Source organism: Rhizobium etli 8C-3, assembly GCF_001908375.1.
GTDB lineage: Bacteria > Pseudomonadota > Alphaproteobacteria > Rhizobiales > Rhizobiaceae > Rhizobium > Rhizobium etli_B.
Genome location: NZ_CP017244.1, coordinates 1,346,181 through 1,371,203, shown reverse-complemented (window position 1 = coordinate 1,371,203; position 25,023 = coordinate 1,346,181). Strand labels below are relative to the sequence as shown.

Annotated in this window: 19 protein-coding genes and 4 pseudogenes; 15 read left to right on the top strand and 8 right to left on the bottom strand. The window is 59.3% G+C overall.

Features of this window, described 5'->3' with window-relative positions; genetic code table 11:
• The first annotated feature begins 185 nt into the window (after nt 1–185).
• The 3 genes from AM571_RS31440 (at nt 186) to AM571_RS31430 (ending at nt 4,753) form a co-directional block, all read left to right on the top strand.
• The gene (locus AM571_RS31440; protein WP_074064856.1) at nt 186–395 is read left to right on the top strand and encodes a hypothetical protein; all 210 of its coding nucleotides are present in this window, start codon (nt 186–188) and stop codon (nt 393–395) included.
• Nucleotides 396–750: 355 nt separating this feature from the next.
• A complete protein-coding gene (locus tag AM571_RS31435) occupies nt 751–2,298 on the top strand; it encodes an MFS transporter (RefSeq protein ID WP_081377252.1) in 1,548 nt (515 codons plus the stop codon).
• A gap of 265 nt (nt 2,299–2,563) precedes the next feature.
• Nucleotides 2,564–4,753, top strand: coding sequence for a putative bifunctional diguanylate cyclase/phosphodiesterase (locus tag AM571_RS31430; RefSeq protein ID WP_074064855.1), 2,190 nt, complete (start codon nt 2,564–2,566; stop codon nt 4,751–4,753).
• A gap of 82 nt (nt 4,754–4,835) precedes the next feature.
• Here the strand turns inward: AM571_RS31430 and tnpA are convergent.
• From tnpA to AM571_RS31405, 5 genes and pseudogenes are all read right to left on the bottom strand, one after another.
• Nucleotides 4,836–5,048 (bottom strand): annotated as a pseudogene (tnpA, locus tag AM571_RS31425) (IS200/IS605 family transposase); the annotation flags it as partial.
• A gap of 325 nt (nt 5,049–5,373) precedes the next feature.
• Nucleotides 5,374–6,159, bottom strand: a complete 786-nt coding sequence (gene fabI, locus AM571_RS31420; RefSeq protein WP_074064854.1) for an enoyl-ACP reductase FabI — start codon at nt 6,157–6,159, stop codon at nt 5,374–5,376.
• A gap of 17 nt (nt 6,160–6,176) precedes the next feature.
• The gene (locus tag AM571_RS31415; protein WP_074064853.1) at nt 6,177–7,361 is read right to left on the bottom strand and encodes an acetate/propionate family kinase; all 1,185 of its coding nucleotides are present in this window, start codon (nt 7,359–7,361) and stop codon (nt 6,177–6,179) included.
• A 4-nt stretch (nt 7,362–7,365) separates the two neighbouring features.
• Nucleotides 7,366–8,322: a phosphate acetyltransferase gene (locus AM571_RS31410; RefSeq protein ID WP_074064852.1), complete on the bottom strand. Its 957-nt coding sequence runs from the start codon at nt 8,320–8,322 to the stop codon at nt 7,366–7,368.
• 23 nt (nt 8,323–8,345) lie between these two features.
• The gene (locus AM571_RS31405) at nt 8,346–10,547 is read right to left on the bottom strand and encodes a DUF3141 domain-containing protein (protein ID WP_074064851.1); all 2,202 of its coding nucleotides are present in this window, start codon (nt 10,545–10,547) and stop codon (nt 8,346–8,348) included.
• A 555-nt stretch (nt 10,548–11,102) separates the two neighbouring features.
• On the opposite strand from AM571_RS31405, the pseudogene AM571_RS38085 reads away from it, so the two are divergent.
• The 3 genes and pseudogenes from AM571_RS38085 to AM571_RS31395 form a co-directional block, all read left to right on the top strand.
• Nucleotides 11,103–11,210: pseudogene (locus AM571_RS38085) on the top strand (class I fructose-bisphosphate aldolase); the annotation flags it as partial.
• A gap of 16 nt (nt 11,211–11,226) precedes the next feature.
• Nucleotides 11,227–11,385, top strand: a pseudogene (locus AM571_RS35960) (class I fructose-bisphosphate aldolase); the annotation flags it as partial.
• A gap of 131 nt (nt 11,386–11,516) precedes the next feature.
• Nucleotides 11,517–12,086 (top strand): histidine phosphatase family protein, encoded by a 570-nt coding sequence (locus AM571_RS31395; RefSeq protein ID WP_074064849.1) that lies wholly within the window; start codon nt 11,517–11,519, stop codon nt 12,084–12,086.
• A 206-nt stretch (nt 12,087–12,292) separates the two neighbouring features.
• Here AM571_RS31395 and AM571_RS31390 read toward each other — a convergent pair whose 3' ends face one another.
• Together AM571_RS31390 and AM571_RS36710 are read right to left on the bottom strand one after the other, a co-directional pair.
• The gene (locus AM571_RS31390; RefSeq protein ID WP_074064848.1) at nt 12,293–14,797 is read right to left on the bottom strand and encodes a glycogen/starch/alpha-glucan phosphorylase; all 2,505 of its coding nucleotides are present in this window, start codon (nt 14,795–14,797) and stop codon (nt 12,293–12,295) included.
• A gap of 315 nt (nt 14,798–15,112) precedes the next feature.
• Entirely contained in the window at nt 15,113–15,607 is a 495-nt protein-coding gene (locus AM571_RS36710; RefSeq protein ID WP_155774560.1) for an SH3 domain-containing protein, read from the bottom strand.
• Nucleotides 15,608–16,476: 869 nt separating this feature from the next.
• Between AM571_RS36710 and AM571_RS31375 the strand changes: the two genes are divergently transcribed.
• The 5 genes from AM571_RS31375 to AM571_RS31345 all read left to right on the top strand — a co-directional run bounded on the left by AM571_RS31375 (nt 16,477) and on the right by AM571_RS31345 (nt 19,631).
• Nucleotides 16,477–16,797 (top strand): hypothetical protein, encoded by a 321-nt coding sequence (locus tag AM571_RS31375; protein WP_074064845.1) that lies wholly within the window; start codon nt 16,477–16,479, stop codon nt 16,795–16,797.
• Nucleotides 16,798–17,067: 270 nt separating this feature from the next.
• Nucleotides 17,068–17,286 carry a hypothetical protein gene (locus AM571_RS31365; protein ID WP_074065691.1) on the top strand — a complete coding sequence of 73 codons (219 nt, stop codon included), beginning with the start codon at nt 17,068–17,070 and terminating at the stop codon, nt 17,284–17,286.
• A gap of 477 nt (nt 17,287–17,763) precedes the next feature.
• A complete protein-coding gene (locus AM571_RS31355; protein WP_022719019.1) occupies nt 17,764–17,973 on the top strand; it encodes a cold-shock protein in 210 nt (69 codons plus the stop codon).
• Between the two features lie 181 nt (nt 17,974–18,154).
• Complete coding sequence (locus AM571_RS31350; RefSeq protein ID WP_074065690.1) at nt 18,155–18,514, top strand: DUF6481 family protein; 360 nt, start codon at nt 18,155–18,157, stop codon at nt 18,512–18,514.
• 82 nt (nt 18,515–18,596) lie between these two features.
• Complete coding sequence (locus tag AM571_RS31345; protein WP_074065689.1) at nt 18,597–19,631, top strand: fatty acid desaturase; 1,035 nt, start codon at nt 18,597–18,599, stop codon at nt 19,629–19,631.
• Nucleotides 19,632–19,767: 136 nt separating this feature from the next.
• Here the strand turns inward: AM571_RS31345 and AM571_RS31340 are convergent, their stop codons facing one another.
• Nucleotides 19,768–21,048, bottom strand: a complete 1,281-nt coding sequence (locus AM571_RS31340) for a GGDEF domain-containing protein (RefSeq protein WP_081377251.1) — start codon at nt 21,046–21,048, stop codon at nt 19,768–19,770.
• A gap of 305 nt (nt 21,049–21,353) precedes the next feature.
• On the opposite strand from AM571_RS31340, the gene AM571_RS31335 reads away from it, so the two are divergent.
• The 4 genes and pseudogenes from AM571_RS31335 (at nt 21,354) to AM571_RS31320 (ending at nt 24,780) form a co-directional block, all read left to right on the top strand.
• On the top strand, nt 21,354–22,133 hold the full coding sequence (locus tag AM571_RS31335; protein ID WP_074064842.1) for a DUF1194 domain-containing protein: 780 nt from the start codon (nt 21,354–21,356) through the stop codon (nt 22,131–22,133).
• 271 nt (nt 22,134–22,404) lie between these two features.
• A pseudogene (locus AM571_RS31330) lies at nt 22,405–23,659 on the top strand (diguanylate cyclase).
• A 391-nt stretch (nt 23,660–24,050) separates the two neighbouring features.
• Nucleotides 24,051–24,464, top strand: coding sequence for a hypothetical protein (locus AM571_RS31325; protein WP_074064841.1), 414 nt, complete (start codon nt 24,051–24,053; stop codon nt 24,462–24,464).
• Nucleotides 24,465–24,531: 67 nt separating this feature from the next.
• Entirely contained in the window at nt 24,532–24,780 is a 249-nt protein-coding gene (locus AM571_RS31320; RefSeq protein WP_074064840.1) for a hypothetical protein, read from the top strand.
• Nucleotides 24,781–25,023: the final 243 nt, after the last annotated feature.

Here is a 25,023-nt window from a genome sequence, read left to right as displayed (position 1 = left end):
ACCCCTTCAGCACGCGCCCTAGCTGACGGTTGAGGCAACAGCGCAAAGATCATTTTGACGCGCGAACAATCGCTTGGGTGTCAAGTTCATCCACAAGGATGATTCCCGCCCTTGGTGACAAGAAGCAACGATCGTCTACGCGGCGACGGGCAAGGCTTCAACAGAGCAGCTATGCGGAGATCAACATGCCACAGCTTGAAAGAATTCCCCATGTCGTACCCCACGACGAACATGTCGTCACTGCAAGAGAAGCTCTTGAGGGCCTCTATTTGAAGCTTGAGCAGGAAGCTGAAGTGCGTCTGATCGCAGCTGCGCTTCGTGCGGGCTGGTCTGCCGAAGAGGCGCTGGATGCCATCGACCAGTTGCGCCAGGAAGACATGCATTCGACTCATTGACGGACTTCGCAAGTGCAATACCCGACAGGTCGGCCGCGCAGCTACCCACGCTCGGTGAGTCTGGCCTCTGCACCCGATTACGACCGGCCCGTCTGCTGCAAGAGCCTGACAACCATCTGCCGGTGCCTCGTTCAGTGATTAAGCAAGGCAAATCGGATAGCCGCGACTGCCCTCGCCTTGTGATGCCGGGTCCTCCGTCGGGCCTGGCAATAGCCGGCGAGGGTCTGGCTTGATCGCGCGTTCCGATCCGCACGGACCTCTTATATCTCTTCCCTGGATCTGTGGACAATCGTCGCTGGTTGCCAAAGTCTCGAGCGGAGACGAGATTTGCAAACTCACAGCTAGGGAGGCAGCCGTGCAGGAACATCTTGCAGAACAACCTCAGCCCACCGCCGGTAGCCGCGAATGGATCGGCCTCTATGTTCTGTCGATCGCCTGCCTTATCTACTCGATGGATTTGTCAGTCCTGTTTCTCGCGATGCCGGCAATCGTCGCAGATCTTGATCCGTCTGCATCGGAACTGCTCTGGATAAACGATATCTACGGCTTCATGGTTTCCGGATTTTTGTTGACCATGGGCACACTTGGAGATCGAATAGGACGAAGGCGGGTACTGCTCATCGGTGCTTTCGCCTTCGCCGTCGCGTCCTCGCTTGCGGCGGCAGCCAGCACCCCTCAACAACTGATCATTGCACGTGCTCTGCTCGGTGTCGCCGGTGCCACGATCGCTCCTTCCACATTGTCACTGGTGGTCAATCTTTTTAAGGACGAGGCCGAGCGCAACCGGGCGATCGGTATATGGGGCACGGCCTTTGCCCTTGGTGGCCTCGTTGGACCGCTTCTCGGAGGCGCGTTACTTGAATATTTCCACTGGGGGTCGGTCTTCCTGATCAATATTCCGGTCATGATGGCCTTGCTGATCGCAGCTCCCTATCTTCTGCCAGAGTATAGAAATGACGATGGCGGCAAGATCGATCTTCTGAGTGTCTTGTTGTCGCTCGCAACCGTTCTGCCAATCATCTACGGCTTAAAACATATGGCCGCCGATGGTTTCAAACCGGGCCATCTGCTTCCCATCCTTCTTGGCGTTTTCGTCGGTATCCTGTTCGTGCGCCGCCAGAAGCGCCTTGTTCACCCCTTGATCGATCTTGGTCTCTTTGGCATTCCATCGTTTACGGCGTCGCTGGTGGTCAATCTCGCCGGTGTGTTTTTCGTCTTTGGTATTTTCCTGTTCCAGAACCTGTTTCTGCAACTGGTGCTCGGGCTTTCGCCGCTGGGAGCGGCGTTGTGGTCGGTGCCCTCGGCGCTGGTCTTTGCCGGTATGTCTTTTCAGGCCTATCGCTTTACCAACCGGTTTGGCCCGGTCAGTACCGTCATCGGGGGTCTGATCGTCAATGCCGTCGGAACAACTGCCATGGCGGCTGCGGCATTCGCTGAAAGCCTCGTTGGCATCCTGATGGCAAGTATGCTTATCGGGCTGGGTTTCGTGCCGGTTATCCTCACGACGACGGGGCTGATCGTCAGCACCGCGCCGCCAGAACGTGCGGGGTCTGCATCTGCAATTTCGGAAACCAGTGCGGAATTCGGCGGCGCGCTCGGAATCGCCTTACTCGGCAGTCTTGGAACGCTTGTCTATCGCATGACGATGGACCAAGTGAACTTAAGCGGTTTCAACGAGGAGCAGGTCGTGGCGATCTCCGCGACGCTTGCTGGAGCAGTGGAAATCGCAAGGACATTGGGCGAATCGGCAGAGCTTCCTTGGCTCGAGACGGCAAAACGCGGCTTCGCGCTCGGATTTGCTGCCTGCTGCGCGCTTGCCTCGGTAACGCTGCTGATTTTGGCCGCTGTGGCTCGCAAAGTGTATGCAGGCGCTGCTATTGATGAAAACGACGCGCCGGCCTAGGTCATTAAAATCGTCCGCGCTCGAAATGCCGTCGCTGCCGACGGCATCAGCCAGAAATGTCTTAACGTCGACGAGGATCCTGCCAGAGCAGAAACGGGATGATCGAGACGTCATCCAACCTCTGCATCGTTCTTTTTTGATGTATTTGCTTAACGCAAGTTGCCGAGCCGCCACTTTGGAGGTGTCGCGTAAACTTGGGTCTGTTTTCTTAGGTGGGACTTAACATTCACGAATTAAGCATGTGCTCATAATAGGGCAGTGGCATATGAAACATCCCAAGCTTCGTGCGGTCTTCCTTCTCCTGATACTTCCCGCTGCCGCGTCGGCATCCATCTGGGCGGCGCTTGCGATTGTGCTCTCGGTCGCAACAGGAACCACCGACGAAGCTGCCATCGGACGCCAGCGGCATCTTGCGGAAATGGTGGTTGCGAAGCTGCAGGAGGGCGTGGCCCATGACCAGGAAAGCGTGACGGTTTGGGACGACGCCGTACGCAAGGTCTCCGCCGGTGATCAAGACTGGATGGAGATGAACCTCGGCAAGTGGATGTTCACGTATTTCCAGCACGAGCGGGCGTTTGTGGTCACTCCGGAGGGGCGGGCCGTATATGCCTTCGCCAATGACGAAGCCGACCGCAAGGAAGCCTTTCGCCAGGTCCATGACATAGTTATCCCGCTTGCCCAGAAGCTTCGAAGGAGGTTGGTCGCCGGTGACGAGAACGGCGTCTCCGACCAGGTCCTAAGCATCGGTGAAAGCGATCTGGCCCTCGTCAACGGACATCCTGCCGTCGTCAGTGTGAAGCCGATCGTATCGGATTCAGGAGATATCGAACAGGATCCGGCGCACGTATATCTTCATGTCGCCGTGCGCTATCTCGATGGAAACTTTCTATCCGGCATGGCGCAGGAATACCTGTTTGACGACCTCCGCTTCACATGGGCACGCAGTGACGAGGACGGCCGTTCCTACGCAAAATTGAAGAAGGTGACAGGAAACGACTTCGGATATTTTTCCTGGCGACCGTTCACACCGGGCGCTGCCGTGGAAAGCCGTGTCGGTCCGACCGTCGCAATGGCTGGCATTGCGGTGTTTGCCGCTATGAGCGCGATGGGAGGAGCAGTCCTGTTGCGAAGCCGTCACCTGCAACACAGCCGGTCCGAACTCGAGCGTCTTGCCGCACATGACGGCCTTACCGGGCTGGTAAACCGCTCTCAATTCCAAAGGCACCTGTCACAGGCGCTCGCCGCTTCCCTTCCCGGAAAATCCATCGCGGTGCTGTTCATCGATCTCGACCGATTCAAGCAGGTGAACGACACGCTCGGCCATGCCGCAGGCGACGAACTCCTGGTGGCTGTTGCTGGCCGCCTTCTTCAAGTTTGCGCCGGACGCCTTGTAGCCCGCCTCGGCGGCGATGAGTTCACCGTTATCCTGGACAATGTCTGCGAAGAGGACGTGGTCGGCGTCTGTGAGCATCTGCTTGAAGCGATGAGGCGACCCTTCGAGATGGGTGGAGGTTCGATCAGCATCGGGGCGAGCATTGGCGTGGCGGCCGGCGAGTTTGGAACGGCCGCTCAGGAGCTAACGAGAAAGGCCGACATCGCGCTCTATAGCGCGAAGGGAGCCGGCCGAAACTGCTATGCCATCTTCGGTGCTCACATGGATGATCTTCTCCAGGCGCGCCGTGAGATCGAGTACGACCTGCGGCGAGCGGTAACCGAAGGAAAAGGGTTGGAGCTTCATTTCCAGCCGGTCTATTCGGCGGACAACGGTGCGCTCTGCGGTGCGGAGGCGCTTCTGCGCTGGTCCCATCCCACGCGTGGTAGGGTCGGTCCGGACATATTCATCCCGATTGCGGAAGAGTGCGGCCTCATAAATGCGATTGGAGAATTTGTCCTGCGGGAGACGTGCCTTGCCGCGCAGCGCTGGCCCGCGCTCAAGATCGCAGTCAATGCCTCCCCAAAGGAACTGCAAAACGAAAGCTATGCGCTGAAGGTGATGTCGATGCTGAAACACTATGGCATCAACCCCGAACAGCTCGAAATCGAGATTACCGAGGGCACTCTGCTTGACGGCGGCGGACAGTGCCAGAAAAACATCGAAGCACTTCGGTCAATTGGCGTCCACTTCGCGCTCGATGATTTCGGAACGGGGTTTTCGTCGTTCGCACGCCTTCAGAACGTCAGTGTCGACCGTATCAAGATCGACAAGAGTTTTGTCGACCGGTTCGGAAGGGAAAAGGATGGGCGGGCGATCATCGAGGCAATGATCGGATTGGCGCGTGCCAAGGGCCTGAAGACCACGGCCGAGGGCGTCGAGACCGACGACCAGCGCATGGCGCTAAAGGAACTCGGCTGCGATCACCTTCAAGGATACTTGCTCTCCATGCCTCTTTCGAAAGAGCAGTTCGACAAACTCGTTGGTGGCAACGTTGTCAACCTGCGTTCGACGAGGATGTGAATGTTTGTTCAACGGGTCAAGCAGTCAGGCCGAGCAGCAATGGCTGTTAAAGCGATTACGGCAGCCGGAAACTTGGCGGCTGAGGCCGGCTCGTGCGCAGAAGTCGGCTGGATACGCCCTTTAGGCTGTTGACCAGCTTGGACAGGGCGAACTTCGCAGGGTAATGCACCATCAGGTAACATGGTCGTCCTCGCCGTCGCGTTCAATCAATTCGGGCTCGAAGTCGCGACACACCTTGGCGAAGATGTGCGGTCAGGTAACGGATTGCCGGTTCTGACAGAACGTTACGGCGGTAGCCGACGAAGCGCGTCGGATCGGGGATCTTGATTTTGCGGGATAGGGGATTTCACACTCCTGGATCAGCGAGCGCGCTTGAAGAGCGTCGAGGCGCGCAATCAGGCAGCTTTCTTCAATGTTTTGCGCGAAGTGGTGCGAAGGTTCGTTGATCCCGTGTCGACTTGCCTCGTCTGAAGGGACGAGCCGAGTCGATCGACATATTCGATGGATGACAAGGAAGCCGGCGCGGAGTTAGCGAATCGACCGGATCGAATGAAGCCAATCACCACTGAAATCATTGGCAATCAGCGGGTGTTGCATGGCGAGCGTGTCGGCCGCCGGCATCAGTCGATGATGTGGTAGCCACCATCGACGTAGAGCACCTGGCCGGTAATCAGTCGCGCTGCATCGTGCGCGAGAAAGGCCGTCGCCATACCGACGTCATCGATGTCGACGAGTTCGCGCGTCGGCGCCTTCAGCTTTGTCTTTTCAAGCAGTGCGTCGAATTCAGGGATGCCCGAGGCGGCCCGAGTTGCAAGCGCTCCGGGGGATATGGCATGCACGCGGATGCCCTTGGCGCCGAGTTCGGCTGCCATGTAGCGGACGGCGCTTTCGAGCGCCGCCTTGGCGACGCCCATGATGTTGTAGTTTTCCACCACCACCTGTGACCCGTAGTAGGTCATGGTGAAGAGCGTGCCGCCATTCTTCATCAACGGCTCGGCGAGCTGGGCCATGCGGATGAAGGACCAGCAGGATATCTCCATCGTCGTCAGGAAACCCTCGCGCGGAGCGTCGGTGACGCGCCCGCCGAGCGTGTCTTTCGGAGAGAAAGCGATCGAGTGGACGAGGAAATCGAGCTCTCCCCAGACCTCACCGATGCGCTCGAAGACCGCTTCGATCTGGCCTGGCACAGCAACGTCCAAAGGTAGGAAGATCGGCGACTCGAGCTCGCGCGCCAGCGGCTCGACATAGGGTCTCGCCTTGTCGTTTAGGTAGGTCACGGCAAGTTCCGCTCCGAGGGCGCGAAAGGCCCTGGCGCAGCCCCAGGCGATCGATCGATCATTGGCAATGCCGACGATCAGGCCCTTGCGACCTTCGAGAAGCTTGGTCTTGACGGTGGGAATGGACATCGGCTTGCCTCCGGGGTTCAGGCGTTGGGGGCACTGATGATCGTGAGCGTGTGGCGCGCGATCATCAATTCCTCGTCGGTCGGAATGACATGCAAGGCAACGCGGCTCCTGGCCGTGGAGATCAAACTGGCGCCAGCCTCATTCGCCAGCGGGTCGAGCTCCGCCCCGAGCCACGCGAGGCCCTCCACGATGCGTGCGCGGACACGAGCGGAATTCTCGCCGACGCCGGCCGTGAATACGAACGCATCGACGCCCCCCAGTGCCGCTGCGAGCATTCCTGAATTGAGAACGCATCGATATACGAAGTGGGCCATAGCAAGTTGAGCATGGGGATCGTCGCTCGCGAGAAGATCGCGCATGTCGTTTGACAGGCCGGAAAGCCCTTTGAGCCCGGCATCGTGGTAAAGCAGATCCGAGACGGCTTGCGCGCTCATGCCCTTGTGGATGATCAGATAGAGCACGACGCCCGGATCGAGCTGGCCCGGCCGCGTTCCCATCGGCAGACCATTGAGCGCCGTGAAGCCCATCGTGCTCTCGACGCTGTGGCCTTCGCGCAGCGCGCACATCGACGCGCCACTACCGAGATGCGCGACAATGACCTTGCCGCGCGCCGCTTCGGGGGCAATCTCGCTCAGCCGCTCGGCGACGTATTCGTAAGAAAGGCCATGGAAGCCGTAACGCCGCACGCCCTGGTCATAAAACGCCCGCGGTAGCGCGTAGCAATCGGCATGCTCGGGGTGCCCGCGGTGGAAGGCCGTATCGAAACAGGCGACCTGCGGCACATCGGGATTGATCTCCATGGCGAGCCGGATTGGCGCCAGATTGTTCGGTTGGTGCAGCGGCGCAAGATCCTGGTAGCTGGCGAGACGGTCGAGCACTGTCGTATCGATCAACACAGGCTGCGCGTAGTCAGGGCCGCCGTGGACAACACGGTGGCCGATCGCCCGCAGTTCGAACCCGTCGAGTGTCAGCAGCCATTCGCGTGCTGCGGCAATGGCGGCTGGAAGGTCGCGCACTGCTTCCGCGGCGTAGCTTCGATCAATGAGGACCGTTCCATCGGCCTTCTTTGCCTGCAGTCGTGGCCGCGTACCGATGCCGCCGATCTGGCCGCGCACCTGGCGCGTCAGGTTGGCGTCGGCGATGCCGAAGACCTGGAACTTCAAGCTCGATGAGCCGGCGTTGACGACGAGGATTGCGTCCATGGCGTTAGACCGCCGCTACTTGTGTCGCGCGCCGCCGAGCCGCGAAGAGTGCCGCGACTGCGCAAGAAGCGAGGCGGGTTCGCACCGAATCGGCCCGCGACGTCAGCACGATAGGCACGCGCGCGCCTAGAACGATACCGGCCGCGTCGGCATGGGAAAGAAAGGTCAGGTTCTTGGCGAGCATGTTGCCGGCCTCGAGGTCCGGTACAACGATAATCTGGGCGTGGCCGGCAACCGGGGACCTGATGCCCTTGATGCGGGCCGCCTCAGGGTCGATCGCATTGTCGAAGGCGAGCGGCCCATCGATGAGGCCGCCCGTGATCTGGCCGCGTTCGGCCATCTTGCACAGCGCCGCCGCTTCTATTGTCGAGGGGATCTTCGTCGTGACCGTCTCAACCGCCGAGACGATCGCGACCCGCGGCTCGCCGAGACCGATCGTCACCCAGAGGTCGATTGCGTTCTGCACGATGTCACGCTTGGCTTCGAGGTCCGGAAAAATGTTGATGGCGGCATCCGTGATGAAGAGCGTGTCGGCATGGCCGGGGACATCCATGACGAAGACATGGCTGATCCGCCGATCGGTCCTGAGACCTGTGGCGGAGGCGGCTACCGCATGCATCAATTCATCGGTATGCAGGCTCCCTTTCATCAGAAGCTCGCCCTTGCCTTCACGAATGAGCGCAACCGCCTTGGCCGCGGCGGCGTGACTGTGCGGTACATCGACGATCTCGATGCCACCGATTTCGAGCCGATGCTCCGCCGCCACATAGCGGATCTTCGCTTCCGGTCCAACGAGTATCGGCTTGATGAGCCCCATTTCCGCCGCTTCAAGCGCTCCGCGCAACGAGGTTTCGTCGCAGGGATGGGCAACGATCGTGACCGCGGGCGTTTCGGCCTGCGCGGCGGCAATCAGGCGGTCGTACTTGGACGGCTCTGACGTCAGTGCAATTACCTCGGACACTACGGACCCTCCTAGCAGCTCAATCAGGATGTCTTGCGCTCGCGCGCGGTCTTGCGCGCCACGAACGGCACCGTTTCACTCCCGAGACCAAAGAGCGTCTCGACGCGCTCCAGTCGCTGGGCGGCGGCACCGGTCACGGCTCCGGACGCCTGTAGGACCTCCCGCAGCGAATTGAAGGCGGAGCGGCGTTCCTCGAGGTCCTCCGGCAGCAGGTTCGGGATTGCCGAAAGGGCTGCCTCCTCGTCGACCAGGAGTATGAAATACTGCTTGCGCAGCAGCGCCTTGAACTCCGGCAGCGTCAACTGACTTGCCGTCGGATGGGAACGGCGCAGCCGGCGGATTGCCTCGAAGCCACGCTCGTCGGCACCACCGCGCGCCATTCCGACGAACAGTAGGCCCCTGGCAAGGGCCTCTCGAAGGCCACCCTCGGAAATCTCGGCTCTGAGCGAAGCGATCCTTGCTTCAACCAGCGCCTCATGTAGGCTGCTTTTTGCCGGCTTGCGCGGGCGGCGGTCAGATTTGCTGTCGATGCCGAGCGCGGTCTGCAGCACAGGCGAGCCATAGACGGTGCGGAACGCATCCTCCGAAAGGCGTTCGATCGTCCGACGCCAAGCCTCCAGCCCGTCGACGATCTGCCGCGACACGTTTTCCTGCAGCGCCAGGAATGGGTTCTCTGAGGATGCGTGTTTGCGGTTTTGGCTGGCATGCTCGGCGGCCGCCTGAATCCAGGCCATGAACGGATTGCTCGGGCCGAAGATTTCGTACTGCAGGCGCAGCGGATGCATGCGGCGCATCGCTTCGGCCATGGGCGGTGTGACCACGGCCCTGATCGCGGGTTGCAGGTAGGTTCGGTAAAGTGCCAGATTGATATCGGAGACCTTGGCGGCTGCGGCGAAGCTACGCTCGTCCTCGAGATCGTTGCCCCCGAGAGCGCGGATATCGTCCAGCGTTCGGGCTTCGCAGCGCATCACCCATTCGCCGGCGATCAAGTCCCTGCCTTCAACAACTTCACTCACGGGCTCCAGCACCGCTTCATAGAGACCCGGCGGCAGAACATCGATCAGATCGATGTTGGACGCGAACTCGTCGTGCTCCTTGCGCGCGACGCCGGCGGAGACGAAGATGCCGAGGTGCCCTATTTTCTCATGCACGGCATAGACAATGGTCTGGCCGTGCGCGCGAATCTCGTCGACGCTGTCGTAAAGGTCGAGGATCCAGTCGAGTGCCTGCTGCGGCGGTGTGATGTTGTCGCCCTTCGAGCAGAAGACGACGATCGGAGCGTGAATATTGCGCAGGTCGATGGCGGTGCCGTCGGAGGTGCGGATCTCGCCGGCGGCGAGCTTGTTGCCGACGAAGAGCTCATCGACGATGAACTGCATCTCTTCGGCATTCAGCGTCACATGGCCGCCCCACCAACGCTCGAAGCCGAGGTAGCGCTCGGCCTCGGTGTCTATTTTCGAGTAGAGATTGTACGGCTTGCTCCAGAGGGTATTGGCGGGGTTCTGGTTCTCGAAATTTTGGACCAACCAGGCGCCATCGAATATCCCGGCACCAAGATCGCCCGTGAGCGCCGTCAGCCAGCTGCCGCCGAGCAGGCCGCCCGAATAGCGCATTGGGTATTGGCCCCTGACCCCCGCCCAATAGGAAAGCGGTGTGCCGGCAATAATGATCGGACCGAACAGTTCTGGACGCAGCGAAGCCAGGATCATCACCGCCCAGCCCGCCTGGCAGTTGCCGATCGCGCAGGGCTTGCCGTCGGCCTCGGGATGGCGGGCAATGACCGTTTCCATGAAGATCGCTTCGGCACGGACGATATCCTCGATGGTCTGACCAGGAACGGGTTCTGGAAGGAAGCCGATGAAATAGCAGGGGTGGCCGGCCTTCATCGCCACGCCGATCTCGCTGTCGGCCTTGAAGCCGCCAATTCCGGGTCCGTGGCCGGCGCGCGGGTCGACAACAACGAAGGGTCGTTTCAGTGAGTCGACCACAATGCCTTGGGGCGGGATGATCCGGACGAGCGCGTAATTGACCGGTCGATTGAGCTTGCGGCCGTCAACGACAAGTTCGGCGTCGTAGTTCAGAACGTGCGGCGCAGTCTGCGCCGTATGTTCCTCGTACTGTTCGCCACGCTTTCGCATGACGTCTAGAAACAGGACGGAGCGCTGCCAGGCATCGAGCGAATAGGCGAAGGCATCTGCGAATGTCGGGATGGTGGGCTGAGGCATAAAATCCACTCCTCGGCTTGACCGAAGTTCGGTCCCAATCTCCGATTGCATGTAAAGCAATGCTGCGTGTCAAGCATTGATCTCGATCAAACAATACCGCATTGAATGGCAACTTCGCCAAAGGGTTTTCGAGATCGCGGCCCTGGGCCGGCTCTCTCCAGCCATCCACCCGTGAAGCCGGCGCGGCGCAGTAGGCGGTGCAGATCGGTTTCCGTTGGGGACAAGTTGGTCATGATCTTCAGCCGAAAAGGCGGGAACCCGCTAGGTGTCATCCTTGCCGAGCCGAATGACTTCGTCGCCTAGTTCATGGCGCGCTCATCTGTACATGCCGCCCTGGATTGCCGAATCGGCCGCGACCGGAGGAAAGCCTTCAGCCGCCCATCGCGCATTGTCTCCTTCATTTGACGTTGAGGTTCGCTGAACTGCCACAAGGCTAGCGCAGGAGCGCGGTACAAAGCATCCGTAAAACGAGCTGGTGAAACGGGCGGACCTTCTCTTTTGAAGGGGTAAGGTACTATAATGTTCTCCCCGTGCCAGAGGAGGTAGGGACCCACAATGAATCACGATCTGGGGAGCATCGCGGCGGCGCTCGTCGCAAAGGGGAGGGGTATTCTAGCTGCGGATGAGACCGTCCCCACTTTGACCAAGCGTTTCAACGCGCTCGGGATCCAAACTGCCTGGGCCAAAGCCGTGGAAGATCGCCTTTTCATATGGGCGCGCACTCCAGGACCTGGCGCTGAAGGCGTGGCATGGGCGCGACGAGAACCTAAAGATGGGTCAGCGGGCCCTTTGCCACCGGCTCGCTGTACCGGGGCGGCCAGTGTCGGCGCGTAGATGAGATGGAGGCAGTGCCAGGCGGCGGATAGTCCACCGCATCGCGGTGAGGCGGTCGACGAGTAGTTCCACTGGCGGCGCATCCGGGCGCAGGTTGGACGGAACCCCGAAATTCCTAAGCGAGGAGGGCGGGACGTGAATGTATTCGTGATCAGGCATGGTGAGACCGAGTGGAGTCTGAGCGGACAACACACCGGTACAACGGAAATCGCCTTAACCGACAGCGGGCGACGGCAGGCGGAACGAATGCGGCCGCTGCTGGCTAGACAGACGTTCGCGCTCGTTCTCGTAAGTCCTCTGCAGCGGGCACGGGAGACTTGTGACTTGGCGGGCCTCGGCGATAGAGCCGCCGTCGATCCAGGCTTGATGGAGTGGAACTACGGCGAATACGAGGGGCTAACGCCCAAGCAGATCGAGGCGAAACAGCCGGGCTGGTTGATTTTCCGGGATGGATGCCCGGGTGGCGAGACACCGTCGCAAGTCCTTGCGCGTGTGGATCAGGTCGTGGGGCGGGCGCGGGCTGCTGACGGCGATGTTGCCCTGTTCGCACATGGGCACGTACTGCGCGTGCTTGCGGCGAGATGGATTGGACTACCAGCGCGTGCGGGACAGCATTTCCTCTTAAATACGGGCACGGTAAGCGTTCTCTCCTACTATCACGAGATACCCGCAGTGAGGGTCTGGAATGGCCAGCTCGCCAATTAGCATCGCGTGGAGCGCTGGGCGTCTGGAGAGTGGGAGACGATTGCATACCGGTTTGGCGTTCGCGTCAGGCGGCTATGGACCAACACGACATCTCGGGTCCCTCTGACGCAGGCTTCGTCGGCGCTCCGAGTGGTCGTTAAAATAGGAAGCGTTCCACGAACCTGTAAAACGCACAGTTGAACCATGAGGCGCTCCCACCCGTCGAGTCAAGGCACGGGACAGGGTTTGGCGGTCCAGATTTCGGCCGCATATTCGGCGATCGTGCGGTCGCTTGAGAACCTTCCCGAATTCGCGACGTTGAGCAGCGCTTTCCGGGTCCATGCTTGACGATCGCCATAGAGAGACTGCAGCCGCTGGTCTGCTTCCAGATACGAGGTGAGGTCCGCCAAGTGCCTGAAGACGTCGCCGCTCGTCAGAAGGATATTGCGGAGCACATCGACGACATCGGGATCATAACGGCAAAAATGCCCGGACAGGATCAGATCCAGCACCGCGCGGGTTTCGGGTTCGTTGTCATAGTGCCAGCGCGGACTGTACCAGCCGCGGCTCCCCGCGACCTCGTCCGCCGTCAGCCCGAACAGGAAGAAGTTCTCCTCGCCTGCCGCCTCGGCCATTTCAATCGTCGCTCCGTCGCGCGTGCCGATCGTCAGCGCACCGTTCATCATGAACTTCATGTTGCTGGTGCCACTCGCTTCATATCCTGCCGTCGAAATCTGGTTGGAGACGTCGCTGGCGGGGATGAGACGCTCCGCCAGCGAAACGCAGTAATCCGGCAGGAAGACGACCTTGAGACGCCCGCGCACGATCGGGTCGGCGTCCATCGTGCCGGCGAGATTGTTGACGAATTTGATTATCAGCTTCGCCACGTGGTAGGCGGGCGCCGCCTTGCCGGAGAAGAAGAAGGTGCGCGGCACCATATCGAGGCCGGGATCTTCACGGATGCGGTTGTAGAGCGCGACGATCCTCAGCGCATTCAGTAATTGCCGTTTGTATTCATGGATGCGTTTGACCTGGCTGTCGAAGATCGCCTCGGGGTCGACAATGATCCCTGCGCTTACCTTCAGCCATTCGGCAAAGCGCTGCTTCGCCATTCGTTTGGCTTCACGGACGGCCTCGACAAATCCGCCGTCGTCGACGAGCGGCTTCATCTTTTCAAGTTCGGCGAGATTGGTGATCCATCCATCGCCGATGCCGTCGCTTATGCAGCGGGCAAGGTCTGGATTGGACAGGAGCAGCCAACGCCGGGGCGTCACGCCGTTCGTCTTGTTGTTGAACCGTCCGGGGAATATCTCGGCAAGGTCCTTCACCGTCGTTTCGCGCAGCAGCCGCGAATGGATCTCGGCGACTCCGTTGGTGCTGTGCGAGCCGACAATGGCGAGATTGGCCATGCGAACCAGACAATCGGCGCCCCTCTCGATCAGGCTCGCCCGCTCGACGCGGCCTTGGTCCTCGGGAAAACGGGCCAGAATCTCGTCCCTGAGCCGTCGATCGATCTCCAGAATGATTTCGGAGTGGCGCGGCAGCATCAATTCGAACCACCGCAGCGGCCATTTCTCCAGCGCCTCGGGCAAAAGGGTGTGGTTGGTGTAGGCGAGACAACGCCTGGTGAGATCCCAGGCATCATCCCAACCCAAATTCGCGTCATCGAGCAAGATACGCATCAGTTCCGCAACTGCGAGGCTGGGATGCGTGTCGTTGAGCTGGATCGCCACCTTGTCGGGCAGAGAATGCCAATCGGAGTTATTCGAGCGAAACCGCCGGATGAGGTCGGTGAGCGAACATGCGACCAGGAAATATTCCTGAACGAACCGCAGGCCCTGTCCCATGCTAGTCGTATCATCGGGGTAAAGGACCCGCGTGACGGTCTCGGCCGTCAGCCTCTGTGCCAGCGCGCTAACGAACTCGCCAGCGCTGAAGGCCTGGAAGTCGAAGCTATCCGGCGTTGCCGCGGCCCAAAGCCGCAGCGTGTTTATGGTCCTGCCGCCATAGCCCGCGATCGGCCGGTCGTAAGGTATGCCGAGCAGGCGGGACGGCATCCCGGCAGCCACCCGCAAATACCCGCCGCGGACCTCGAAGGAGCAGCCGAGCTTGATTTCGACCGCCTCCTGCGGCCGGGCGACTTCCCAGGGATCCGGTCGGCGCAACCAGTTGTCGGGCTGTTCGCGTTGCCAGCCGTCAACTATCGTCTGCTTGAATATCCCGTACTCGTAGCGCAACCCGTAGCCCATTGCCGGCAATTGCATGGTCGCCATCGAGTCCAGGAAGCAGGCCGCGAGCCGGCCAAGCCCGCCATTGCCCAAACCCGCGTCGGGCTCTTCGACGAGGATGGCCAATTCATCTATGTGCTCCTGATCGAAAAGCCGCTTGGCCAGTGGACCGAGACCGAGATTGGCGATGTTGTTAATGAGAGATCGCCCGATCAGGAACTCCATAGACAGATAGTAAATCCGCTTGGGGTTCTCTCTGACATAGGTCTGTTGCGTGTGTTGCCAGCGCTGCGAGAGCACATCTCTGACCGATCGAGCGATCGCCTCGTATCGCTCGCGGTTTCCCGCATCTTCGGGGGCGATGACGTTGTCGAAGAGGAGATGACGCTCGTAAAGTCCGTCATCGCTTCCCCTGAATTGGATCGGACCGCAGCGATAGTGTGTGGGTAGTTCATGAGATCCAGGTAAATTGGAAGTTTGCGGTCGGGCCTTCTCGCGGCTCATGGTGGTGCCCCTTTTGGCGGTGCTGTAGCGGGACCTTAGCCCCCCAGCGGTCTCAACTGATAATTTCTTCCGGTATTCACGACTGTGGTGCGACGAGGATCGACAGCAGCTCGACGAGCCGTGGCGCCCAGGTAAGTTCGATCGCTCAGCGTCCTCGGCCGTCACAGCCGCGCGCGCCAGCACCGCGGAAGGCTGCTCCGCCACCGCGACCACCGCCTCCATGGAACCTGCGGCCACCGCCGCTGTACCCGCCGCCGCGATCGAAGTTCTGGAAGTTACGACCAGAACCCTGATGAAGCCGGCCATAATGGCGGCTCAACTCATTCCGATTGCCGAACTGTCGCCCGGCCCGATCGATGGAAAGATGATCCGGTGCCCGTTGACGAAACTGCTGATTGCGGCGTGGTGCGGGCCCGGTTTCCGCCCGGTTCTGGATAGGCTGTGTTGCCTGTGGCCTGTTTGATACTGCGAGCTGGCAAAGCCCCAGGGCCCTTCGAGCAAGGCTGATGAGTAACTTGCTGCGCACCAGGAGGCTCCCGCATCACACTCCTTGATATCGACTTCCTCGCCCTGAGGAATAACACGCATCGCGTCAAATCCGGTGCCGGGGCCAACCCTGAAATTCACGTTTGCAGCTAGGGCGGCAGGATCTGCGAAGGCAGAGGTCGAGAAGAACGTAGCGATCGTCAGGTACGCAAATGTTCTGCGCATGATCACAATCCTTCGGTAGGAGTACCTAAAGGTAAAAAATCTTGCGGAAGGCGGCTCGCTGCCCAACGTCGTGTCGGTGTTCGGCGTTGAAATTAACATAGTTTGGCGACTTCCGCATTTTTTAATGCCACTGCTCCAGCAAACCCAACATGGTCGATACCTCGTCGGCGAGCTGCTTACTGCAGCTCTGAAGATGGTGTGCAACACCTTTGCACCGGCCCTCTCGACGGCCTCTGCCATCGTCGGGTCGACACCGTGAGCGACGTACTTGCTCCCCCTTCCTCCGCCGCTGCGTCTCCCAGCGGAAGAGGTGCGAGCTCGAGCTCAAGCGCAGGACTTTGTAGGCGCGTCAGCCCTATTTCTACTGATCCTTATGCCTACCTTACTGGTCGTCTCCCCCGTCTTGTTCATATCAGACGCTGCCATTGCCCTGCGCCTCTCCAATGCCATAGTCATCGCCTCGTTGTTTTCGATCGGTTATGCTGTGGGCGTCATTGGAAAGGTCGCTGCAGGTAAACGGACAGTCATGGTCGAGGCTGCTCCGGACGGCGGACCGGGAACCGTTTGGACTCCATCGCCCGGGCGCAGGAATTGATGATACTGCGGGGCGATTCATGCGATGACAAGCGGCGACATCAATGTGTACGGTTCTCGAAATTCCTTTTCTGCCGAAATCGCCTGCCGGTACCAATGACCCTACCGAAGGCGCGCTTCCCGCCCAACTCATGCCAGCGTCTCATCTGGGCAGCATGACGACGTGCTTGCGAGCCGTATCGATGCCAGGCGATCGTAGCGCCGGTGGCAGATCTGCGCGAAAATGACCGAACCGCATCAGATTTGGTCGGGATCGGATGTGGCTATCAGCCAACCCGCCGGGGCTAGTGGGCACTACCTCATGTTGGTGAGTCGACACATAGCCCGCTATAAAGGATCGTGGCACTTGGTTCGATATTTGAGCGGATATCTGCATGAGCATCAAAAGTCGTCGGTTGGCTGTCAATAAAGCATTTGGGCGCGCGCGCAGGCTCGGTCTCGAAATTGATGCCGATCCAGCCTTTCATGCCTTGATCGAATGTTGGGTCACTGGTGAATTGACCATGCCACAAGTTCGCGAGCGGTATCTTGCACTGCTAAAAGAGCGGGCGCAGTTTAATCGCGAGCGCTCTAGCCATCCGGATCCCGCAGCGCCCGAAGGCGGGGCAAAGCCCTCGACGGCAGAAGTGGAACCCGGGGAGGAATCAAGTCTGCAGCGCGTGCGAAAGCGACGCCGGACACGCAAGAGCGAATGACTACCTTCGTGGACCCCAAGGTTGACTTTATGAAGGGTCGGGTGGTCACGCACGAAGGTGCTTGGCGCGGAGATACGCTGTGGCGGCGCCTTGAAAGGGGTGGTCCGCGTCACCATCTCTCTGTTATGTCTTCAGCCTTTGGGCTTCCTGATTTCGCCGGTCCGGGCGAGTGCTTGGCTATCCAGGAACTGCGACGTTGCGAATTCCACCTGGCGAAGATGACTGCGCTGGACGCTACTGCCTCGCGCATCCATGTTTAAGGATATCTTTATGATAGATACGACCCGCCACACGGCGCAGAGCCTGTTCCAACGCGTAGCGCCAGAAGGTTCCAATGCTGCCAAGCTACAGGACATACGCGCCAGGCAGATCCTCAGAATGAGAGAACTAAGGCCCGTTGAAAGGCAGCAGCGGCTCGAAAACCGCACGAGAAACGCCAACCTCGTGACGCCGCTTGCCCGTAAGGAGCCTTCCCATGGCGCCGTTTGATTATAATGCTGCGGCAGGACTTTATCCGTGCAAGACCGTAAGGAGAACGAGCCACCTTCGGTACAAAAGGTTTGATTCAGCCGCTGAAGCACTTCGCTTTGCGATCGAGGACATGCCCGCATCGATGCTTCGCGGTTCCGTTCTGGAAGTTGAGGAAGCCCGCTTCGATGGGCAGCAGATGCAGAGGTTTTACGAAGACGATGCATATCCACTGCCCAGGCGGAAGAACTGAAGCAGCGTGGTGCCCTCAACCTGAGTGGCGCGTCCAGTTCTACCGAAAGTAGAATATTCCTAAAGCGCCCAAACAAGAAGTTGACGTGATGATCAAAGCGTCTATAGTCCGGCCATCGATACTTTGTTTGCCGATATTTGTTTTTGCTGCGCCCAGCGCTTCGTGACGAACTTCCCTCTCTCAAAAGTCGAAAACGCGCTGTGCATCGCACAGCGGTGAACAATCTTGCTAAGAAAGGCTTCGTTATGACGACCGGCACGGTTAAATGGTTCAATTCCACCAAAGGTTTCGGCTTTATCCAACCTGATGACGGCAGCGCCGACGTTTTCGTTCACATTTCTGCTGTCGAACGTGCAGGGATGAATTCGATCGTCGAAGGCCAGAAGCTCGGTTTTGAACTCGAGCGCGACAGCAAGTCGGGCAAGATGTCTGCCAGCCAGCTCAAGGCCGCCTGAGCTTTAGCCGCCGGTGACCGGGGATTTACTGGCATGAAGCTTCAAGGGGCCAGGCCCGTGTCTGGCCTCTTTCCGTTCTGGAACTCCTTCAGGAGTGCACGATACCAGTGCGGCACCGGGCTTCCATTGGCTGCGCATTCTTTCCACGCATGCAACGTTACGAGATCCAAAGGAATATCTGTTGAGACGTCCCACCGACAATGGCTTTACCGAGCGCCGCAATGCTGCGGCTGATGCAAAACGAGAGCTTTTGGCAAAGTTTGCCTCCGCCCCGAAATCGGCCGATCCTGCCATGCAGGCCCGACTTGCCGCGCGTGATGCGGTGACCCAGGCCCGTGCACTCCGTCGGGCCGAACGGGAAGCATTGAAGGCGGCACAGAACCGTCGAATTCTTGCCGATGCGGCGGCCGAGGAAAAGGCAGAAGCCGAATCTCGTCAGGCAGAAATTGCCGATCAGGTTTCACGCGCCGAAGCCACCGAAGCCGCACGCAAGGCCGAACGCGATCGCCGTTATGCCGCGCGCAAGGCTCGTCAGGCCTGACGCTCCGACCATTGCGTTTATGGACGCAAACAGGTCATGCGCGCACAGATGGTGCAAGATGCGCGAACAGGAACCGCTTTTAATGAATGCAAATGTCTATACACCTGCCTTACGTCCTGAAGACGACGTCGCAGTTTGGTTGAAAACCCTGTCGAAATACCGTCAGCCGCGGGTTCGTCGCAGCGCCTTCGAGCTGATTGTCACTATCATTCCGTTTGCACTATGCTGGGCTGTCGCCTCTTTTTCCCTTGCTTACGGATTCTGGTACGGACTGGCGGCAGTCTTTCCGGCCGCAGCCTTCCTGCTGCGCCTGTTTATGATCCAGCACGATTGCGGCCATGGCTCGTTCTTCGCTCGTCGCCGCATTGACGATTGGACCGGGCGTGTGATTGGCGTGCTTACGCTGACCCCTTACGATTACTGGCGCCGGGCGCATGCCGCCCATCATGCATCGGCTGGCAATCTGGACGAGCGAGGTGTTGGCGACATCACGACCCTGACGGTTGCAGAATACCGCGCCCTTTCGCCCATGAGGCGGCTCGGCTACCGCCTTTACCGGCACCCACTCGTGATGTTCGGCATCGGCCCGGCCTGGCTCTTCCTCTTCAAGCAGCGCCTGCCGATCGGAATGATGAATTCCGGAGCGCTTCCCTGGGTATCGACGATGGGAACAAACCTTGCTGTCGTCACACTTGCGGGCTTGATGATGTGGATTGTCGGGATATGGCCATTCCTGCTGATCCACCTGCCGATCGTGCTTATGTCGGGTGCGGCGGGCATATGGCTCTTCTATGTCCAGCATCAGTTCGAGGATACACATTGGTCGACGGGTAACGAATGGCAGTTTCCGCAAGCTGCCCTTCACGGTGCGTCCCATTACGACTTGCCGCTGGTGCTGCGATGGATGACTGGCAACATCGGCATTCACCACATCCATCACCTCTCCAGCCGCATACCCTATTACAGGCTGCCCGAAGTGCTGCGCGATCATCCGCAACTTGCCGGAATCGGACGCATTACACTTTGGCAAAGCCTGCAATGCGTCGGGCTTGTGCTATGGGATGATCGACGCCAGAAACTCGTTTCATTCCGTGACGCGGCGACAGCGGCGGCTTAATCCCGACACCCGGAGGGGCTCGGTTTCCGGTGTGAGCGGCCGTGGCTGTCTTCGAAAATCCCAAAGTGACTGGCGAAGGCGAGACTACGACTGGGCATACTGGCCAAGTGTCCGCTCCGTATCGGGACAAGCGAGCTTAGATGCTCGATGGAGCCGCTCCGTGGAGCACCACGCGATTGCGACCGGCCTGTTTGGCAATGTAAAGCGCCGCGTCGGCTCGATGCTGAAGCTGCTCGGGCGTTGCCGCTTCTGCGGCTGGCGCCTGTACCGCCACTCCAATGCTCAAGGTGACGTAACGGGAGACGTGCGATCCGGGGTTGGGAAACGTGCCGGCTTCGACGCTCTTGCGAATTTGTTCAGCCACAGCGATGGCCCCGCGCGCGTCCACACCTGGAAGCAGGACAAGGAATTCTTCGCCGCCGTAGCGCGCCACGTGATCCCGATCGCGCCGCACGCAGTCCTGGATAATATCGGCAACCTCGACGAGACAGCGATCGCCTTCAGCATGGCCGAGACGATCATTTAGGGTCTTGAACTCATCGATATCGCACATCAGCATGGCTGCGCCTGCAGGGCATTTGGTGCCACCGCCCCAGAGCCGATCGAGCGTTTCCATCATCCAGCGCCGGTTTGCGATCCCGGTTAGAGGATCGGTTCTTGCGAGATGCTCAAGTCTGGCATTGGCGTCGGCCAGTTCGGCGACACGGCTGCGGTCTCGAAGCTCAAGAAGGAATGTCTTCTGGGCCAGAATCGTCATGGTTCGTCTGGCAACGACCGTTGCGATGATACCACTGGCAAAAAACAGCGTCGCAGCCAGGGCGCTCCCGATTTCAAGGTTTGGGTTCAGCAACTGAAAAACGAGATAAAGGCCGAGGGCCCAAGCGGCGATCGTCGCCGTCCACGCCAATGGTATGCCAAAGATGATGATGGCTGTAATCGCCACGAAAAGCATGATGTTCAGGTGCCGCTCGTAGAACTCGCCACCCGCACTCACGCCCACCAATGCGATCGACAAGAGAATGAGAAACATGCCGGCAATCAGCGAGAGCCCTTGGAGCCAGGGGGCGCGCGGCCTTTGCCAAACAACGGCGACGGCCATTGTGACGGCCGGAAGGACGCTGCTCGCTGGCAGCATCGGCAGGGTGACGGCTCCTGGAAGCATCAACATGTTGAGCGACAGCGTCAGCACATCCAACAAAGCTACCCATATCATCCAGGCGCGAACGATCTTGGCCGTTCGCGACCAGGAGCGCTCCCGAAACAGGCGACGAAGCTCGCCTTTGAGACGGATGTCACGTGTCCGGCGTGTGAGAAGCCGTTCGACTTCCGCCATGGCAGCTGGGTCCTGCACGTGAAGCGGCACCTGTTGGGACGTATTCAACGAACCAGTGGGAACTGCATTCTCCTGGACATCCATTCGAACCCAACTAGCGGAACATCTGCCGCAGGCAAGCATGGCATACCAGGTACTTTGAAGATGGCCTGCCATGATCGCAACCATTTGCGGTGCAGCCGCAATTCGCTCAGTCAGTGCCGCGGCACAGCCGACGATCGGGCGGGTCGCGTCGATCCGGTTGTCGAGATGCTGATCACCCGTCGGAACCCGGCGACAAGGCCATATTTTTCTCTCACTGAAAGTTGAAGGAACGCAGGCAGTCGAGGGTCATTCTCTCGCCAGGCTGTGTTACAGTCCTTTATGGATTACGCAGTGATTGGTTGACGATGTTTACGACACTCGCGGTTCTCATCAGCCTCTCCGGTCTCGCCTCGACAGTGGCGCAAGCCACGGAAGGCGAGGTCGATGTCGAGCTTGTCCTTGCTGTCGATACCTCACGGTCCATGGATTTTGAGGAAGTTCGCATCCAGCGTGAGGGCTATATCGACGCGCTCAAGCACAAGGAATTCATCGAAGCAGTGAACAGCGGTCTCACCGGCCGCATCGTCATCAGCTATTTTGAATGGGCAGGCTATGTTGTACCCGATTCCGTGATCGAGTGGCAGCTGATCGAGACGCAGCAGGATGCAATCGATTTCGCCGATAGGCTGGAAGCGCGACCGATCAGCACGCAGCGTCGCACTTCGATCTCCGCTGCGATAGCCCAAGGCGCCACAATGATAGCCTCAAGCCCCTACGACAGCGTGAGGAAGGTGATCGACGTTTCCGGGGACGGGCCAAACAATTCCGGCGATCCGGTCATGACCACCCGGGACAAGGCCTTAAGGGCGGGCATCGTCATCAACGGTCTCGCGATTATGCTGAGACCATCCGATGCTCCGAGCGGGCTTGACAAATATTATGCCGATTGCGTGATCGGTGGCCCCGGATCCTTCGTGCTGCCGGTTCGCAAGATCGAGGATTTCGCCGTTGCTGTGCGCCGCAAGCTGGTGATGGAGATCAGTGGCCTTGGCCCGCCTGAGGTGATGCAAAAAATTGCCGGCGAGGTACCGGCTACCGACTGCATGATCGGCGAGAAGCAGTGGCAGGATATGTTCAACCGCTGAGTTTCAGCAGCCGTCAAACGCCGAGCGCGCAGAAAAACCAGTTCACGATACTGCTGAAGCGACGTGATCGGCGCTGGGAAATGGTTGACAAGTCTGAGCTGCCACCACAATGGCTGCGGAGACTGCGGCTCGACGGATATTTCAAGCGCGTCAGGCGCTCAGTAGGCGGCCAACGAATCCCTCAGCGTCAATTTTTCGCCATCGCCGAATTCCTTTGTTAATTTTTCGATTGGATCATCGACGCCATGAACCTTTGAGGAGAGACGCGGAAATGGCAGGGGCAAGACCATTCGGGAAGTCAGTTGCAGAGGCCGCCCAGCGGGAAAGAGCCCGCTTGGCTGCACTGGAACGCTTCGACCTGCTCGACACGCCAAGAGACGAAGGTTTCGATCGGGTGGTGCGGCTGATCAAGGAAATCTTCGCAATCGATATCGGAATCGTCTCGGTGATCGATGCACATCGTCAATGGTATAAGGCCTGCTCGGGCCTTTCATCCGATGAGGTGCCGCGCGAAAACACGTTCTGCCGCTACGTCGTGGACTGCGAAGAACCAATCGTCGTGGAGGATTCCACCAAGGATCCGCGGTTTTCGAAGCATCCGGGCGGTGACGGGCGAGTCCCACATCCGTTTTTATGCAGGCGTCCCGTTGAAAACGCATGACGGACACGCAATCGGTACGGTGTGCGCGATAGATCGCAGGCCAAGATCATTCGGCAGCAAGGATCTGGCGATCCTCACCGAGCTTGCAGGTGCCGCCATGGACCGGATCGAATTGCTGCAATCGGCAGCCACCGACAGCCTGACCGAAGCTCTTACGCGGCGCGCCTTCAAGCAGGAAGCGGAGCAATTCATCTCTCTGGCTTTGCGGCACAAACACAGTCTTTCCTGTGTCGTCTTCGACATCGATCATTTCAAGCGGGTCAACGACACCTATGGTCATGCTGCCGGAGACGAGGTTCTCAAAACTGTCGCTTCAACATGCAGGACAGCCCTGAGGGCCAGCGATCTGTTCGGCCGCCTCGGAGGCGAAGAGTTTGCCATTATCCTTCCCCATATCGACCGGGAAGGCGCAATTGCAGTCGCAGAAAAACTGAGGACTGCGATCTCGTCGCAGGAAGTCTGCGGCGACTATGGCACGCTGAGCGCGACAGCCAGCTTCGGAGTTTCGGCACTCTCGATCGTCAGCAAAGACATCGAGACACTTCTGGCCCAGGCGGACGCGGCGATGTATCAGGCCAAGCATAAGGGACGAAATCGTTGCGTTTCGTGGAGTTCCATTCAAACGGACCCGACGACGGGTAGCCGTCGTCGGGTCCTGAAGGCCGGTTCCATCATTTTTAACGATCGACGTTCAACCATCGACTGCACCATTAGGTCTCTTGGTAGCGATAGCGCCGGGCTTTCCGTTTCAAACTCGGCCGGTATTCCTCCCGAGTTCGTTCTGGCCATTAAAGGAGAAGGTTTCGAAACGGGTTGTCAGGTGATCGCCCAGGACCGGCAACACATGGAGGTGGCGTTCAGATAACGTCAGGCACGTTTGAAGTGCACGCATAAGCGAATGAACTGCCGAGGGCAGTTTCGCGCGCCGCCTATGAAGGGCTGGACCAAAAGACCATGATGGAACTGGAGATGGTCCGCTACGACAAAAACGGGTGAAGGACCTCGACAGGTTGAGGACCCGGAAAGCTGCAAGCGCTGTATGCCGGACAGTTCCATAGGTTGCAGTCCTTCCGAGGCGGTGCATCGCTGGGATCCGCTTTTACAGCGCAGCCCATCGGGCTGGACTGCGCACCCAGACGCTGCATCATCCAGTTCGGTGCCGTAGCAATGCCACTGCGAGGTCCAAAGTCTAGTGCGCTTGAACCCAGGACCGGCTGCTCCAGTTAACGTGGAAAGACCATATTAGGGAGACCGCCATGCCGCCTCGCAAAAGAACCGATACCGCGCCCTTGGTTGCCAAGGGTGCCAAGATAGGCGAGCCTGTCCCCAAGGCGATTGTCGACACCAAAACCGCCGCGGTAGGCATTCCGCCTCAGCCGGACTATGATCCTCGTGAAGAGATCAGCGCCCTGCGAAAGCAGATGGAGGTGTTGCGGCAACAGATTTCCGAAGCCGCGCAAACCGTGAGGGGTGGCGCAAGACAAGCCGCACGCCAGACTGAAGCAACGGTCAAGCTCTATCCTGTTTCATCACTCCTGGCCGCCGCGGCGGTCGCCGGTGCGTTTGCCTTTGCGATCGCCAGTCTCCGGTCATCGACCCCTCGTTCACGCTACGACCGGGTGCTCGACGAAATCCGCGATCTTTACGACCGTATCCGCGACCGTCTTTAGTGACATTTAGGGATTGCCTATCGATCGATTCTCCCCCACGCTGCGTCATGCAAGCGAGGGGACACGCATGCTCGAAGTCATTATACGCCGCTGCCTGGACATCGTCGACCGGACCGAACGCTTGATCGAAAAGGCGAGAAGGCTGATCGGAAGTGGAAGTCTCGACGACGTCGAGGCATATCGAATACACACGGAGATCGAGCGCCTTACGGACCTCGTCTTCATTATGGACGACGCAGCGCGGATTCTTCGCCGGACATTCGAGCAACGTCCGGAGATGGCTCGTGCATATCCGGCTCACGTGACCCTGCAGTAAGACCGCCGCCACCGCCCCGATATGACGCACGCTGCTATATTCATTCGGGCGCATCTGGTGCCGTCAAGCTGCCTCCCAAGAAGCGGCTCCGTGACGCTGCTTCCGTGGCAGCAGAAAAAATCGGTCCAGCGAGATCGCTTACTCGTTGATGGGCAGCAATCCCTCATGATCTGCCGACACAGAGAAGCTCGCAGGCGCGAGGTTTTGCGAACCTTGTCACTGGCGAGGAACAAACCTACCCAT

What these genes read in the sequence shown, in the direction of transcription:
- AM571_RS31365 (WP_074065691.1), top strand. Translation starts at nt 17,068, where the DNA reads ATGATAGATACGACCCGCCACACGGCGCAGAGCCTGTTCCAACGCGTA.
- AM571_RS36710 (WP_155774560.1), bottom strand. Translation starts at nt 15,607, where the DNA reads ATGTTAATTTCAACGCCGAACACCGACACGACGTTGGGCAGCGAGCCG.
- AM571_RS31430 (WP_074064855.1), top strand. Translation starts at nt 2,564, where the DNA reads ATGAAACATCCCAAGCTTCGTGCGGTCTTCCTTCTCCTGATACTTCCC.
- AM571_RS31440 (WP_074064856.1), top strand. Translation starts at nt 186, where the DNA reads ATGCCACAGCTTGAAAGAATTCCCCATGTCGTACCCCACGACGAACAT.
- AM571_RS31415 (WP_074064853.1), bottom strand. Translation starts at nt 7,361, where the DNA reads ATGGACGCAATCCTCGTCGTCAACGCCGGCTCATCGAGCTTGAAGTTC.
- AM571_RS31320 (WP_074064840.1), top strand. Translation starts at nt 24,532, where the DNA reads ATGCTCGAAGTCATTATACGCCGCTGCCTGGACATCGTCGACCGGACC.
- AM571_RS31335 (WP_074064842.1), top strand. Translation starts at nt 21,354, where the DNA reads ATGTTTACGACACTCGCGGTTCTCATCAGCCTCTCCGGTCTCGCCTCG.
- AM571_RS31355 (WP_022719019.1), top strand. Translation starts at nt 17,764, where the DNA reads ATGACGACCGGCACGGTTAAATGGTTCAATTCCACCAAAGGTTTCGGC.
- fabI (WP_074064854.1), bottom strand. Translation starts at nt 6,159, where the DNA reads ATGTCCATTCCCACCGTCAAGACCAAGCTTCTCGAAGGTCGCAAGGGC.
- AM571_RS31340 (WP_081377251.1), bottom strand. Translation starts at nt 21,048, where the DNA reads ATGGATGTCCAGGAGAATGCAGTTCCCACTGGTTCGTTGAATACGTCC.
- AM571_RS31375 (WP_074064845.1), top strand. Translation starts at nt 16,477, where the DNA reads ATGAGCATCAAAAGTCGTCGGTTGGCTGTCAATAAAGCATTTGGGCGC.
- AM571_RS31405 (WP_074064851.1), bottom strand. Translation starts at nt 10,547, where the DNA reads ATGCCTCAGCCCACCATCCCGACATTCGCAGATGCCTTCGCCTATTCG.
- AM571_RS31325 (WP_074064841.1), top strand. Translation starts at nt 24,051, where the DNA reads ATGCCGCCTCGCAAAAGAACCGATACCGCGCCCTTGGTTGCCAAGGGT.
- AM571_RS31390 (WP_074064848.1), bottom strand. Translation starts at nt 14,797, where the DNA reads ATGAGCCGCGAGAAGGCCCGACCGCAAACTTCCAATTTACCTGGATCT.
- AM571_RS31345 (WP_074065689.1), top strand. Translation starts at nt 18,597, where the DNA reads ATGAATGCAAATGTCTATACACCTGCCTTACGTCCTGAAGACGACGTC.